This is a genomic window from Bradyrhizobium sp. BEA-2-5 (assembly GCF_032918025.1).
Lineage (GTDB): Bacteria > Pseudomonadota > Alphaproteobacteria > Rhizobiales > Xanthobacteraceae > Bradyrhizobium > Bradyrhizobium pachyrhizi.
Window position 1 is genome coordinate 3,921,732 of sequence record NZ_CP136629.1, and the last position, 14,425, is coordinate 3,936,156.

A 14,425-nucleotide genomic window follows, 5' to 3' on the forward strand; every position below is an offset into this window, starting at 1 on the left:
GGCCTTCCGGCCACTCCGGCGCTTGGCAGCGGCGCAGCCGGCGGGTCATAGTGTACGACAAGCCCGGTCCGGGCCGGTTCCGGACCGCCATCGCAATGCTCACCCCGCGTGCCGGAAGGACCGCCTCAGGTCCGAGCAACACCCTGAGTTCTGGAGGATTTTCCTATGTCCGACGCCGTCAAGGTCGGCTTTGTCCCGTTCTCCGCGTCCGTTCGCGGTATTCTGGTGGTCTTTTGCGACGACCAATTGAAGCTGGGAGCCGCCGCCCGGAAGGCGCTGGGAGCCGCCGCCGAGACGGTCAAGCGGGCTGCGGCCGCCAACCAGTTCAAGGGCAAGAGCGGGGCGGTCCTCGACATCCTGGCGCCGGAGGGAATCAAGGTCGAGCGGCTAATCGTGATCGGCACCGGCAAGGCGGCCGACCTCAAGGAGAAGGATTTTCTCAAGTTTGGCGGCGTGGCGGCCGGCAAGCTCAATGCCGGCAGCGGTTCGATGACCGTGCTCGCGGAACTGCCCGAAGCCGCGATGGCCGCCGGCCAGGCTGCCGCGATCGCCACCGGCATCCGTCTGCGCGCCTACAAGTTCGACCGCTACAAGACGAAGAAGAAGGAGGGCGAGGAGGGTGCCGTGCGGGCCGACGTCTCGATCGCCGTCGACGATGTTGCCGCCGCCAAGAAGGCCTATGCGCCTGAAGCGTCTGTCGTCGACGGTGTGAATCTGGCGCGTGACCTCGTCAACGAGCCGCCGAACGTGCTTTTCCCCGAGGAGTTCGCGCGCCGCGCCGGTCAGCTCCGCAAGCTTGGCGTCAAGGTCGAGGTGCTCGACGTCAAGGCGATGCAGAAGCTCGGCATGGGTGCGCTGCTCGGCGTCGGTCAGGGTTCGGCGCGGTCGAGCCGCACCGTGATCATGCGCTGGGACGGCGGCAAGAAAGGCGAGGCACCGGTCGCTTTCGTCGGCAAGGGCGTCTGTTTCGACACCGGCGGCATCTCGATCAAGCCGGCCGGCAGCATGGAGGACATGAAGGGCGACATGGGAGGCGCGGCCTGCGTCGTCGGCCTGATGCATGCGCTCGCTGCGCGTAAAGCCAAGGTCAACGTGGTCGGCGCCATCGGCCTCGTCGAGAACATGCCCGACGGCAACGCCCAGCGGCCGGGCGACATCGTGACCTCGATGTCCGGTCAGACCATCGAGATCATCAATACCGACGCGGAGGGCCGCCTCGTGCTAGCCGACGTGCTCTGGTACGTCGCCAAGAAGGCGAAGCCGAAATTCATGGTGGACCTGGCGACGCTGACCGGCGCGATCATGGTGGCGCTCGGGACCGAGCACGCCGGCATGTTCTCCAACAATGACGAACTCTCCGACCGGCTGCTCGTGGCCGGCGTCGAGAGTGGGGAGAAGGTCTGGCGGATGCCGCTCGGCCCCGAATACGACAAGCTGATCGATTCCCAGTTTGCCGACATGAAGAACACCGGCGGCCGCCATGGCGGCTCGATCACTGCGGCGCAGTTCCTCCAGCGCTTCGTCGATGGCACGCCCTGGGCGCATCTCGACATCGCAGGCACCGCCATGGGCGCGCCGAAGACGGACATCAACCAGAGCTGGGGAAGCGGGTACGGCGTCCGTCTGCTCGATCGCCTGGTCTCCGACCATTATGAAGCCGGGAAATAGAGTGTCGGCTGGCGCATGACCGAGGTTCTGTTCTACCATCTCCAAAACATGACGGTGGAGAATGTGTTGCCGCCGCTTCTCGAGAAATCGCTCGAGCGCGGCTGGCGCGTCGTGGTGCAGTCGAGCTCGGAGGAACGCGCCGATGCGCTCGATTCGCATTTGTGGACCTATCGCGACGATTCCTTCCTGCCGCACGCGACCTCGCGGGTTGCCGACGCGCAGGACCAGCCGATCATCCTGTCGATCGAGGAAGGCAATCCGAATCGGGCCAATGTCCGCTTCCTGGTCGACAATGCGGCGCTGCCGGCCGACTGCGACAGCTACGAGCGGGTGGTCCTCGTGTTCAACGGCGACGACCCCGACGCGGTTGCCTCGGCCAGGGAAAGCTGGACTGCTTGCAAGGCGCGCGGCTTCGAGGTCACCTATTGGCAGACCGACGAGCGGGGACGCTGGCAGCGGCGCCAATAGCGATAGCTACTAATTAATGATAATTCGACGTTTCTTGGGGCGGGCCACGGTCATGCCGCAAAGTGATGTTCGGACAAGCCCTTAGGTAAGGGGTAGGAGCTTTGTCGATCGTGCGGGACGGAACATTCAGTCGGAAGTCGCTGCTGGCCTTGCTGGTGCTTGCACCGGGACTTGCCGGCTGTTCGGGCGCCGGATCCGATTTGTTTTCGCGCGATGCGGAATGGTTCTCGCGTCCCGGGCGGGTGTTCATCCGCAACATCTCGATCGAATCGCCGCCGCTCACGCCTGACAAGCCGGTGACGAACGACGATCTCGTTAGTGCCGACGGCAGTTGTCCAGGCATGGCACCGCCGCCGGGCGCCACCGATGCCAACGCGCAGGCCGGCGGTGCACCGCCGCCGCAGCCAACGGGCGGCAGCGTTGCACTCGGCCACACTGAATGCGATGTCGTGCGCGGTATCGGCGCTCCCGACAGCGTCAACCTGTCCAGTGCTCCGGGCGGCGGGCGCGTTGCGGTCGTGACCTGGTCGCGCGGCCCGCGCGCCGGCATCTACACCTTTACCTCGGGGCGCCTGTCGTCCGTCGAGCGCGGCCCGGACGCTGTGCCGGAGCCGAAGCAGGCGAAGCCGAAGAAGAAAAAGACCTCGCAGGGCTAGTGCGTTTTCGCCGCAGCCGCAGGTCGATGCCTCCATTCGCGGGCATGACACCGGAAAGAATGAGAGCCCAGGCTCCCTCCACACGTCGTCCCTGCTTTCGCAGGGACGACACCGCTCCGCCCGGTGGGTCAAATCTAATTCGCCGCTTCGTCGAGTTCGGCGCTGGCTTCCAGCCAGTCTTCCTCGGCGCGCTGTAACGCGCTCTCGGCGCCGGCGCGCGCCTTGGTCAGTTGCGCGGCCTGCTTGGGGTCGCGGGTAAAAATATCAGGCAATGCGAGCGCGGTATCGATCTTGGCGATGATGCCGTTGATGCGTTCGATCTCGGCCTCGGCTTGCGCGACCCGCTGCCTGGGTGAAGCACGCTTTTCATTGCGGGCGCGCTCCAGCTTGGCGGGCTCCTTGACGCGCTCGCGCGAAGCCGGCCGGCCGTCATTGGCCGACAGGATCATGCGTCGATACTCGTCGAGATCGCCGTCATAGGCCGTCACGGTCTGGTTCGCCACGACCCACAGGCGGTCGGCGCAGGCCTCGATCAGATAGCGGTCGTGCGAGACCATGATGACGGCGCCGGGGAATTCGTTGATGGCTTCCGCCAGCGCGGCGCGGCTGTCGATGTCGAGATGGTTGGTCGGCTCGTCCAGGATGATCATGTTGGGGCCGAAGAAGGTCGCAAGCCCCAGCAAGAGCCGCGCCTTCTCGCCGCCCGAGAGCTTGCCGGCCTTGGTGTCGGCGGCCTTGCCGGAGAAGCCGATCGCGCCAACGCGGCCGCGCACCTTGCTCTCCGGCGCCTCCGGCATCAGCTTGCGGATGTGATCATAGGGCGAGCCGTCGAGATTGAGCTCGTCAACCTGGTGCTGGGCGAAATAGCCGACCGACAGCTTGTCGGCCCTCGTGACCCTGCCGGCAAACGGCGCGAGCTTGCCCGCCAGCAGCTTGACCAGCGTCGACTTGCCGTTGCCGTTGGCTCCTAACAGCGCGATGCGGTCGTCGGTGTCGACGCGCAGCGTCACGCGATTGAGCACCGGCTTGCCGGGTTCGTAGCCGACCGAGACGTCGTCGACCGCGATGATCGGCGGCGACAGCAGCTTCTCCGGCGCCGGGAACGAGATCTCATGAACATCCTGGGTCACCAGCGCGGTGATCGGCTTCATCCGCTCCAGCATCTTCACGCGCGACTGCGCCTGCCGCGCCTTCGAGGCCTTGGCCTTGAAGCGGTCGACGAAATCCTGCAGGCGCTTGCGCTCATCGGCCTGCCGCTTGGCGTGCTTGGCGTCGAGCAGCTCGCGCGCGGCGCGCTGCTCCTCGAAGGAGGAATAGGTGCCCTTGTAGAGCGTGAGCTTGCCGCGCTCCAGATGCAGGATCTGGTCGACCGAGCTTTCCAGGAGGTCGCGGTCGTGGCTGATCACGATCACCGTGCGCGGATAGTGCGCAAGGTGATCCTCCAGCCACAGCGTGCCTTCGAGGTCGAGATAGTTGGTGGGCTCGTCGAGCAGCAGAAGGTCGGGGGCCGCGAACAGCGTGGCGGCGAGCGCGACGCGCATGCGCCAGCCGCCGGAGAATTCGGCGCAGGGGCGCAGCTGGTCGGCAGCCGAGAAGCCGAGGCCGGAGAGGATCGCGGCGGCGCGGCTCGGCGCCGAATGCGCGTCGATGTCGACGAGCCGGGTCTGGATCTCGGCGATTCGGTGCGGATCGGTCGCGCTCTCGGCTTCGGCGAGCAGCGCATCGCGTTCGAGATCGGCCTTGAGCACGACCGTGATCAGGCTTTCTGGACCGTTCGGCGCTTCCTGCGCGAGGCTGCCGATGCGCCAGCGCGGCGGAAGGGCGATGCTGCCGCTCTCGGTCGGGATGTCGCCCCGGATGGCGTGAAACAGCGTCGATTTGCCGACGCCGTTGCGGCCGACAAATCCGACGCGGGCTCCGGGTACAATTTGCACCGAACTGTGATCGATCAACAGCCGTCCGGCGATCCGGACCGAGATGTCAGTGATGGAGAGCATGCAGCGTTGTCACCGGACCCGCCGCCAAACGCAACCCCGTCTGTTCGTAAAATCTCTCCCGGGGCTGTTGCAAAAACGCAATTGGGCTGCTGTTCAGCCCTCAACATCTAATGGCGATCGCCTTCCCGTCGTTGCATCTCGTCGAGGAGTTGCTGGAGGCGAGACGAAAGTGCGGGCTCTGGCCGCATGCTTTGCTGAAGCCGTTCGCCTACGGCATCGCAGATGTAACGGCAGGTCTTGTGATCAATCTGATCGGCGTCCTTGTCGATCTTGCTCATTGTCATCGTCATGGCATGTCTCTTGGCGAGTTCCACCTCGCATGTTCGAGTAGCTCCTCGCCATGACAAGTCGCGACCCCGAATTTGGTTTCCGCGCCTCACTCTCGCCTTGAGGTAGTGAGCCCCATCATATGCCCGGGTTCCCCGGCGGACCCGAAAAAAAGCCCCGGCGCGAGGGCCGGGGCGAGAAGCAAGTCAGGGGAGCAGTCCTAGATTCGATGGATCAGTAGCAGCGGTTGACCAGGCGCCAGCGGGGGCCCCACGGGGTCGGCACCACGCGGCGTACGTAGCAGCCGCCGCCGTAGCCATAACCGCCGTAATAGGCCGGGCCGCCGACGATGACGCGCGGACCGCCCCACCAGCCGTGGTGCCATCCACCGTGCCAGCCGCCATGCCAACCACCCCACGCAGAAGCGGAGGTCGGGGCGAGCGCGGCGGCACCGAGCGAAACCGCGGCGACGGCGGCAAGCGAGAGTTTGCGTAACATGATCGTCTCCTCGAGGTATGGGCGCGCGCGACGCGCCCGCGGTGACATTTCCCGAGACGTCCTGTGAGGCTTGCGGATGGGGGGCCAGCAAGGCGTCCGATCGCTGCAGAGCCTATGTGGCTTGAGCTGAACGGCAGCGGCACGGCGCTGACAGAATGGGTTCACGTAGGTGAAATCGCGGTAAGTTGGCCGAGCCGGCCGCTGTCCGGAGGGCGCCCAAACGACGGCTTTCGTCGTGAAAATGCGTCAAAACTAAAGGCTAACGCGTCACAGGGTCGCTTGCCGTTACCCCATCGCGCCGATATAAGCCCCGGCAACTCCCAGCCACGTTTACAAGGACAACATTATGGCCATCGAACGCACTTTCTCGATCATCAAGCCCGACGCGACCGAGCGTAATCTGACCGGCGCGGTCAACGCCGTGATTGAGAAGGCGGGCCTGCGCATCGTCGCGCAGAAGCGCATCCGCATGACCAAGGAGCAGGCCGAGACCTTCTACGCCGTCCACAAGGCGCGCCCGTTCTTCGGCGAGCTCGTCGCGTTCATGACCTCCGGCCCGGTCGTGGTTCAGGTTCTGGAAGGCGAGGGCGCGATCGCCAAGTACCGCGAGGTGATGGGCGCGACCGATCCGGCCAAGGCTGCCGAGGGCACCGTCCGCAAGCTCTACGCAAAGTCGATCGGCGAGAACTCGGTGCACGGTTCGGATGCGCCGGAGACGGCCGCGATCGAGATCGCGCAGTTCTTCTCGGGCAACGAGATCGTCGGCTGACGCCGTATTGCTGAAAGTGGCGCGGTCTCCCGAGGAGACCGCGTCGAAGTAGAACCGGGGAGCGGCGGACGACCGCCGCCAGGGGCGGCCGCAAGGCCGAATAGGACTCGCTGTGGACTGGCTGTGGCAGATCTTTGATCCGGCGTACATCGGCGCGTTCTTCACCGAATTCAAGAACGAGATGGCGACGCCGACCTTCTGGATTGCGGTCGGCAAGATCATCTGGATCAACATCCTGCTCTCCGGCGACAACGCGCTGGTGATTGCGCTCGCCTGCCGCGGTCTCTCGCCGCGCCACCGGCTCTGGGGCATGATCTTCGGCGCCGGCGCAGCGGTGATGCTGCGGATCATCTTCACCGGCATCGTCGCCAGCCTGATGGAGCTTCCCTATTTGAAGCTGGTCGGCGGACTGGCGCTGATCGTGATTGCCGCCAAGCTGCTGGTGCCGGAGCAGGAGGACGAGGACAGCGTGCACGCGGCCGCGCATTTGTGGGCCGCGGTTCAGATCGTCGTGGTCGCCGACATCGTCATGAGTCTCGACAACGTCATTGCGGTCGCCGCCGCGGCCAATGGCAGCGTGCCGCTCCTGATCCTCGGCCTCGCCATCAGCGTGCCGCTGATCGTCGCCGGCGCTGCGCTGATCATGGCGCTGCTCGCAAAGCTGCCGGTCCTGGTCTGGGCTGGCGCTGCGCTGCTCGGCTGGGTCGCGGGCGAGGTGATCGCGACCGATCCCGCCGTGCATCCGAAGCTGGACGCGCTGTTCGCCGGACCGCTCGGTGCCAGGCTCGATTCCTGGCTGACGTCGGTCGGGATGTCGCCGCAATTCGCCCATGGCGGCAATGGCGGCGAGATCGCGCTCGCGGTGCTCGGCATCATCGTGGTGCTGGTCGTGGGGTCGATCTGGCGCCGCCGCGCGCTCCGCAAGGCCAAGCACGCGGCCAAGGCGGCGTGAGCCCTAAATCGCGATGCGATTGGGTCGAGTCGTTGTTTGAGCATGATCTTTTCCGGAAAACCGCTTCGCACTTTTCCGGATCATGCTCTAGCGCCGCACGATCGAGCCGGCGCGCCCAACCAGCCGCGCCAATTGCTTGAAGCGGCTGCCGACCCGGTCGGCGACGAGGTCGCCGAGCCGGTGCTCGAACACCAGCATCAATTTGCGGCCCTCGCTGTGGAAATGCGTGGCGGGCAGGACGCCCGGACGCGCCGCCGAGATCAGGTGCGCGACGCGGAATGCAGCGCCCAGCAGGCGCGCGCGTTCGTCCATCGCCGGCGTCACCAGCGCGCGGATCTGCGGCGGCGGTTCGTTTTCCTCGCTGAGCCCGGCGTAGCGATAGAACACCGAGAGCGCGACGAAGGCGCGGCCCTGATGCGTGATCGAGCCGAAATTGCCGTTCATGATCAGGCTGAGGGTTTCCTCGCCGCGATGATCGGGATGCACCCGCCAGCCGATGTCGGAGAGCAGGCACGCGACGTGCCGCAGCCTGCGGTCTTCCTCGGTCTCGCGCAGCCTGACGACGCGCACCAGCCGGTCGGTCCACGCCGTCAGCTCCTGGGCGTGACGGGCCGAGCGCGACAGCAATTCGTTGAGGTTCTGCGCCGCGCAGATCAGCCCGTCCTTGTTGCGTTCGGTCTCCGGCAGCTTCTCGTGCAGCAGGCCTTCGCGCACACCGAAGGTCGAGAACACGATGTTCTTCGGCTTTGCAACGCGGATGACGTGCTCGAGCACCAGCGCCGCATAGGTGAGGAGCGGCCGCCGCGCATCGGCGACCGACTCGATATTGGCCAGCATGTTGGTGGCCGCCAGCCGTCGCAGCCGCTGCGCGAAGTCGAGCGCCTCGGCGGCCGAAATCGAATAGCCGTGCATCACCTGGAGCGGATAGCCGCTCTGGATGATGTGGATGCGCGCGAGCGCGCGCCAGGTGCCGCCGACGGCGTAGAAGGTACGGCCACGCCCGGTCTTGAGTTGGGCGACGCCGAGCAGCTCATTCTTGACGATGCGATCGGCGCGCTTGAGCGATTTGTGCGCGAGGTCCTGGAGCGCGAGACCGCCGAGCGGCAGCGTCACGCCGCTGCGCACGCTGTTCCTGCGCACGTCGATCAGCTCGAGCGAGCCGCCGCCGAGGTCGCCGACGATGCCGTTCGGATTGTGCACCCCCGAGACGACGCCGAGCGCGGACAGCTTCGCTTCACGCGGTCCGGTGAGGATCTCGATCTTGGCGCCGCAGATGCGCTCGGCTTTGGCGATGAAGTCGGGGCCGTTGGACGCGTCGCGGCAGGCCGCGGTCGCAATCGCGAACACGCGCCCGACCTGCTGGATCCTGCACAGCGCGCGAAAACGGCGCAGCGCGGTCAGCGCCTTGTCGACGGCGTCGGGCGCGAGCAGACCCGTGCTCTGCACCTCGCGCCCGAGGCCGCACAGGGTCTTCTCGTTGAAGATCGGGATGAGGCTCCGCTTCAGTCCCTCGTAGACGACGAGACGGACCGAGTTGGAGCCGATGTCGATAACCGCGACGCTCGAGCCGCGCTTGCGCGGCCGCTTCACCGTAAGGCCCCCTTAAGACGATGGCTGCTGACGTTCGTTCCGGCGCGTGAGACGACGCGGCGAGGATTCCTTGAGCGACTTTCCACGGCCAGACAGACTCGGATTTGTCATGAAGTAGTTGTGGACGTTGAAAGGCTCCTCGCCCTTCGCGGTCTTCATACGCGTTGACGACCCGTCCGGCAACAACTGCCAGCTCTGCTCATTGTCCTTCAGATTGGCGACCATGATCTGTTCGAGAACCTGCTGATGCACCGTTGGATTTTGCAGCGGGCACAGCACCTCGACGCGGCGGTCGAGGTTGCGCGGCATCATGTCGGCGGACGAGATATACACAGCGGCTTTCGCGCTCGGCAGGCCCTGGCCCATGCCGAAGCAGTAGATTCGGCCGTGTTCCAGGAAGCGCCCGATGATCGACTTGACGCGGATGTTCTCCGACAGGCCGGGGATGCCGGGCCTGAGGCAACAGATGCCGCGCACCACGAGCTCGACCTGGACGCCGGCCTGGGAGGCCTCGTAGAGCGCGTCGATGATGTCGGGGTCGACCAGCGCGTTCATCTTCATCCAGACCGCGCCGGTCCGGCCGTGCCGCGCATGCGCGGTCTCACCTTGAATGTGCTCGATGATGCGCTTGCGCAGCGTCAGCGGCGACACCGCCATCTTCTCGAGGTCGCTGGGTGCGGCATAGCCGGTGATGAAATTGAACACGCGCGCGGCATCGCGGCCGATGGTCGGATCGGAGGTAAAGTAGGAGAGGTCGGTGTAGATGCGCGCGGTGACCGGATGATAGTTGCCGGTGCCGGTATGGACGTAAGTCGTGAGGCTGCCGCCCTCGCGACGCACCACCATCGAGAGCTTTGCGTGCGTCTTCAATTCGAGGAAGCCGTAGACGACCTGCACGCCGGCGCGTTCGAGATCGCGCGCCCAGCGGATGTTGGCTTCTTCGTCGAACCGCGCCTTCAGTTCGATCAAGGCCGTGACGGACTTGCCGGCTTCGGCCGCTTCCGCGAGCGTGCGCACGATCGGCGAGTTGTTGGAGGTGCGGTAGAGCGTCTGCTTGATCGCGACGACATCAGGGTCGCGCGCGGCCTGCTGGAGGAACTGCACCACCACGTCGAAGGACTCGTAGGGGTGATGGACGACGAGGTCCTTCTGCCGGATCGCGGCGAAGATGTCGCCGCCATGCTCGCGCACGCGCTCGGGATGGCGCGGCACGTAGGGTGGGAATTCGAGGTCGGGGCGATTGAGCCGCGTGAGTTGCGAGAGCTCGTTCATGGCGAGCACGCCGTCGACCAGGAACACCTCGTCGTCGGCCGCCGACAGCGCATGCTGCACGAAGCTGCGCAGCTCCTCCGGCATCTTGGCGTCGATCTCGAGCCGGATCACGGATCCGCGCCGGCGGCGCTTCAGTGCGGTCTCGAACAGGCGGACGAGGTCCTCCGCCTCTTCCTCGATTTCGAGCTCGGAGTCCCGGATGATCCGGAAGGAGCCCTGGCCGTGCAGATTGTAGCCGGGGAACAGGCGGTTGATGAACAGGGCAGTCGCCTGCTCCAGCGAGATCAGCCGCGCCGGCGCGCCTTCCTTGGTGGAGGGGATGCGGATGAAGCGGTCGATCTTGCCGGGCATGCGGATCAGCGCGTTCATCTGCTTGCCGTCGGAAATCCGGGACAATTGCAGCGCCACCGTGAAGCCGAGATTCGGGATGAACGGGAACGGATGCGCCGGGTCGATCGCCAGCGGGGTCAGCAGCGGGAAGATGTTGTGAAGGAAATGATCCTCGATCCAGCTGCGTTCGGGCTTGGTGACGTCGCGGCCGTCGACCAGCTGGATGCCGACCTTGGCCAGGATATCCCGCAGGTCGCTCCAGATCGCCTGCTGGTCCGAGGCGAGCTGGGAGACGGTGCGGTTGATCAGCGCGAGCTGCTCCGATGGCGTCAGGCCGTCGGGGCTGCGTTCGGCAATGCCCTCGCGCACCTGGGCCTTGATGCCGGCGACGCGGACCATGAAGAACTCGTCGAGGTTATTCGCCGAGATCGACAGGAACCGCACCCGCTCCAGCACGGGGTGGCTGGGATTGACCGCTTCCTCCAGGACGCGGCGGTTGAAATGCAGCCAGGACAGCTCGCGGTTGATGAACCGTTCGGGGCTGGACGCGATCGCGGGAATGGCGGGAAAATCCGCCTCTTTTTCTTTGATTTCAGTAGCTTGTGCCGAGTCCATCAAGTGCTGGTCCAATTCAGGGCAGGGGCCGGGGCGGTCTAGCCGAGAGCCGCAGAGACCATGTGTTACAGCGATGACGTTTCGATGACATTGATGTTCCGCTCGCCTGCGCCGTCAAGCCGCGGGGATGGATCAGGCATCGCGCAACAGCTCCGCCGCCAGCGCCCGCGTGACGGGACGGCCGAGCCGGAGTGCCTCGGTATCCAGGAGCTCGACCGCCTGCCGGACGGCAACGTAGGAACGCTCGATCCGGTTGCTCAGATAGCTGACCAGCGGTTCGTCCACGCTCATCTGGCGGTCGGCGCAGAACTTGACGATCAGGCCGCGGAACAGCTGGTCGTCCGGTGGCAGCAGCGTCACGGTCGGCACCGCGCGGAGCCGCGACCGCAGGTCGCGCAATTCGATATCGAACGCCGACGGCGGGACGCGCGCCGTGATCAGCACGTAGGCATCGTCCTGGCGCGCCAGATTCATCAGATGAAACATCGCGCGCTCGTCGAAATCCGACGGCCTCAGGTCCTCGACCACCAGCGCACCGGTCGCAAGCGCGGTCGGCACCGTGTCGGCGGTCAGCGCATGCGCCGCGGTCGAGCGCGCGCCGGCGCTCTCGGCCCAGATCGCGGCGAGGTGGCTTTTGCCGGAGCCGTCAGGCCCGACCAGCAGCATGATTCGGTTCGGCCAGTCCGGCCAGCCGTCGATCAGCGCCAGCGCCGCCTCATTGGCAGGGCCCTCGAGGAAATCGTCGCGGGTCAGCTTCTCCTCGTGCGGCAGGGCCAAGGCCAATTGACGAGGTTGAACGCTACCGGCCACACAAGTCTCCAAACTACGTCATTTTAGCCATGCACAAACGCGTCGCGTTTGTCGCGGGAAAACCGGCTTCCACTTTTCCGGATCCCGCCTACCGAGCTTCGATCGTGCTCATGTGCCGCAGCCACTCGACGAGATAGAGCGACACCGAACCCAAAGTAAAGATCGTGACCAGGCCCATCAGGATCAGGTCGTAAGGGTGCGGCTGAAAGCCGAAGCCGAGCGACGCCAGCACCAGCGCCGCGAACGCCACCTGTGCCACGGTGTTGAGCTTGGACACCATCGACGGCTTCATCTCGACCGGCCGGTCGAACAGCCAGGATACGATCACGGCGGCGACGATCATGATGTCGCGCGAGACCACCAGGATCACGATCCAGCGCGGGATCGCGCCCCAGATGCCGAGCGCCATGTAGATCGAGACCAGCAGCGCCTTGTCCGCGAGCGGATCGAGCAGGGCGCCGAGCTCGCTCGTCATGTTGAAGCGCTTGGCCAAAAAGCCGTCCACGGCATCGCTGATGCCGGCGATCAGGAAGACGGCGAACGCCACCTCCATTTGGCTCGACACGATGGCCCAGACGATGATCGGGACCAGCATGATGCGGCCCAGGGTAATGATGTTCGGAATACTCAACTTGGGTCGCTTCCCGGCTAGAAGCCTGATTTTACTCGATATCCGGCTCTTTTGCGCAGCCGCCTTATGTTATCTACATAGTATCGCGGCAGCAGCGCCGCGAGCCATTGCGCGGGGGCGGAATTCCTCGTAACCAGCCCCTGATCATCTGGAATCGGGCATGACCGACCGCAAAAACGGCCTCACTTACGCCGATTCAGGCGTCGATATCGACGCGGGCAACCGCCTGGTCGACCTGATCAAGCCGATGGTGCGCGCCACCGCACGGCCGGGCGCCGACGCCGAGATCGGCGGCTTCGGCGGCCTGTTCGACCTCAAGGCGGCCGGCTTCAAGGACCCGGTCCTCGTGGCCGCGACCGACGGTGTCGGCACCAAGGTCAAGATCGCGATCGAGACCGGGCTGCATGGCGGCATCGGCATCGACCTCGTTGCCATGAGCGTCAACGACCTCGTGGTGCAGGGCGCCGAGCCGCTGTTTTTCCTGGATTATTTCGCCTGCGGCAAGCTCGATCCCGAGGCCACCGCCGCGATCGTCGCCGGCGTTGCGGAGGGGTGCCGCGAATCCGGCTGCGCCCTGATCGGCGGCGAGACCGCCGAGATGCCCGGCCTCTACAAGGACGGCGATTATGACCTCGGCGGCTTTGCCGTCGGCGCTGCGGAGCGCGGTACGCTGCTGCCGCGCAAGGACATCGCCGCTGGCGACGCCGTGATCGGTCTTGCTTCATCGGGCGTGCATTCCAACGGCTTCTCGCTGGTGCGCAAGATCGTGGAACAATCCGGCGTTGCCTATGACGCGCAGGCGCCGTTCGCGCCCGTGATGACGCTCGGCGGCGCGCTGCTGACGCCGACGCGGCTCTACGTCAAATCCTGCCTGCGCGCGATCCGCGAGACCGGCGCGGTGAAGGGGCTTGCCCATATCACCGGTGGCGGCTTCACCGACAACATCCCGCGCGTGCTCCCCAAGCACCTCGGCGTCGGCATTGACCTCGCACGTCTGCCGGTGCTGCCGGTGTTCAAATGGCTGGCCGCGCAGGCCGGCATCGCCGAGCTGGAAATGCTGCGCACTTTCAACTGCGGCATCGGGATGATCGCGATCGTCGAGGCTGATGCGGTCGACGCCGTGACCGAGGCGTTCACCGCCGGCGGCGAGACCGCGACGCTGCTCGGCGAGGTGATCGAGGCCAAGGGCGAGCACCGCGTCGTCTATAACGGCCACCTCGATCTGGCGCTGTGATGAAGCGCCGCGTTGCCATCCTGATCTCCGGACGCGGCTCCAACATGGCCGCGCTGATCGAGGCTGCGAAGGCTGCGGATTTCCCAGCTGAGATCGTCGCCGTGATCTCGAACCGCGCCGATGCTGCCGGGCTCGAGAAGGCGGCCGCGAGCGGCATTGCGACCATCGTCATCGAGAGCAAGCCGTTCGGCAAGGATCGCGCCGGCTTCGAGAAGGTGCTGCAGGCAGCGCTCGATCGGCACGGCATCGAGCTGATCTGTCTCGGCGGCTTCATGCGCCTGTTCACGGCGGAATTCACCAGGGCCTGGTACGGGCGGATGCTCAACATCCACCCCTCGCTGCTGCCGTCCTTCCCCGGCCTCGATCCGCACGGCCAGGCCTTGCGCGCCGGCGTCAAGCTGTCGGGCGCAACGGTGCATTTCGTGATCCCCGAGACCGATGCCGGCCCGATCGTGATGCAGGGCGCGGTGACGGTCGCTGACGACGACACCGCCGAGACGCTCGCCGCGCGCGTGATCACCATCGAGCATCGCATCTATCCGGAGGCGCTGCGGCTGCTGGCAAGCGGCCGGCTCAAGCTCGAAGGCGATCTCTGCAAGACCGTGGGCAGCGGCGCAACCGACGATACGCTGATCGCGCCGGCGCCTTAGCGCGCGGTTGCAGGAGAC

At 65.7% G+C, this 14,425-nt stretch carries 14 protein-coding genes; 7 read left to right on the forward strand and 7 right to left on the reverse strand.

What is annotated here, in order from left to right:
- Nucleotides 1-165: 165 nt before the first annotated feature.
- The 3 genes from RX327_RS18170 (at nt 166) to RX327_RS18180 (ending at nt 2,792) form a co-directional block, all read left to right on the forward strand.
- Nucleotides 166-1,668, forward strand: coding sequence for a leucyl aminopeptidase (locus RX327_RS18170; protein ID WP_317251037.1), 1,503 nt, complete (start codon nt 166-168; stop codon nt 1,666-1,668).
- A 15-nt stretch (nt 1,669-1,683) separates the two neighbouring features.
- Nucleotides 1,684-2,136: a DNA polymerase III subunit chi gene (locus RX327_RS18175; RefSeq protein WP_317251038.1), complete on the forward strand. Its 453-nt coding sequence runs from the start codon at nt 1,684-1,686 to the stop codon at nt 2,134-2,136.
- 101 nt (nt 2,137-2,237) lie between these two features.
- The gene (locus RX327_RS18180; RefSeq protein ID WP_050386635.1) at nt 2,238-2,792 is read left to right on the forward strand and encodes a hypothetical protein; all 555 of its coding nucleotides are present in this window, start codon (nt 2,238-2,240) and stop codon (nt 2,790-2,792) included.
- A 134-nt stretch (nt 2,793-2,926) separates the two neighbouring features.
- Here RX327_RS18180 and RX327_RS18185 read toward each other — a convergent pair whose 3' ends face one another.
- From RX327_RS18185 to RX327_RS18195, 3 genes are all read right to left on the reverse strand, one after another.
- Complete coding sequence (locus tag RX327_RS18185) at nt 2,927-4,789, reverse strand: ABC-F family ATP-binding cassette domain-containing protein (RefSeq protein ID WP_317251039.1); 1,863 nt, start codon at nt 4,787-4,789, stop codon at nt 2,927-2,929.
- Between the two features lie 107 nt (nt 4,790-4,896).
- Nucleotides 4,897-5,079: a hypothetical protein gene (locus tag RX327_RS18190; protein ID WP_038377182.1), complete on the reverse strand. Its 183-nt coding sequence runs from the start codon at nt 5,077-5,079 to the stop codon at nt 4,897-4,899.
- A 211-nt stretch (nt 5,080-5,290) separates the two neighbouring features.
- Nucleotides 5,291-5,554 (reverse strand): hypothetical protein, encoded by a 264-nt coding sequence (locus tag RX327_RS18195; protein WP_018271306.1) that lies wholly within the window; start codon nt 5,552-5,554, stop codon nt 5,291-5,293.
- A gap of 346 nt (nt 5,555-5,900) precedes the next feature.
- On the opposite strand from RX327_RS18195, the gene ndk reads away from it, so the two are divergent.
- Nucleotides 5,901-6,323, forward strand: a complete 423-nt coding sequence (gene ndk / locus RX327_RS18200; RefSeq protein ID WP_035670008.1) for a nucleoside-diphosphate kinase — start codon at nt 5,901-5,903, stop codon at nt 6,321-6,323.
- Nucleotides 6,324-6,435: 112 nt separating this feature from the next.
- Entirely contained in the window at nt 6,436-7,275 is an 840-nt protein-coding gene (locus RX327_RS18205; protein ID WP_317251040.1) for a TerC family protein, read from the forward strand.
- An 87-nt stretch (nt 7,276-7,362) separates the two neighbouring features.
- Here the strand turns inward: RX327_RS18205 and ppx are convergent, their stop codons facing one another.
- The 4 genes from ppx to RX327_RS18225 form a co-directional block, all read right to left on the reverse strand.
- On the reverse strand, nt 7,363-8,865 hold the full coding sequence (ppx, locus tag RX327_RS18210) for an exopolyphosphatase (RefSeq protein ID WP_317251041.1): 1,503 nt from the start codon (nt 8,863-8,865) through the stop codon (nt 7,363-7,365).
- A gap of 12 nt (nt 8,866-8,877) precedes the next feature.
- On the reverse strand, nt 8,878-11,082 hold the full coding sequence (locus RX327_RS18215) for an RNA degradosome polyphosphate kinase (protein WP_317251042.1): 2,205 nt from the start codon (nt 11,080-11,082) through the stop codon (nt 8,878-8,880).
- Nucleotides 11,083-11,214: 132 nt separating this feature from the next.
- Nucleotides 11,215-11,892 (reverse strand): DnaA/Hda family protein, encoded by a 678-nt coding sequence (locus tag RX327_RS18220; RefSeq protein WP_050386630.1) that lies wholly within the window; start codon nt 11,890-11,892, stop codon nt 11,215-11,217.
- Nucleotides 11,893-11,980: 88 nt separating this feature from the next.
- Nucleotides 11,981-12,523: a CDP-alcohol phosphatidyltransferase family protein gene (locus RX327_RS18225; protein WP_317251043.1), complete on the reverse strand. Its 543-nt coding sequence runs from the start codon at nt 12,521-12,523 to the stop codon at nt 11,981-11,983.
- A gap of 160 nt (nt 12,524-12,683) precedes the next feature.
- On the opposite strand from RX327_RS18225, the gene purM reads away from it, so the two are divergent.
- Together purM and purN are read left to right on the forward strand one after the other, a co-directional pair.
- On the forward strand, nt 12,684-13,757 hold the full coding sequence (purM, locus tag RX327_RS18230; protein ID WP_317251044.1) for a phosphoribosylformylglycinamidine cyclo-ligase: 1,074 nt from the start codon (nt 12,684-12,686) through the stop codon (nt 13,755-13,757).
- Nucleotides 13,757-14,407, forward strand: coding sequence for a phosphoribosylglycinamide formyltransferase (gene purN / locus RX327_RS18235; protein ID WP_317251045.1), 651 nt, complete (start codon nt 13,757-13,759; stop codon nt 14,405-14,407). Before purM ends, purN begins: the two co-directional genes overlap by 1 nt.
- Nucleotides 14,408-14,425: the final 18 nt, after the last annotated feature.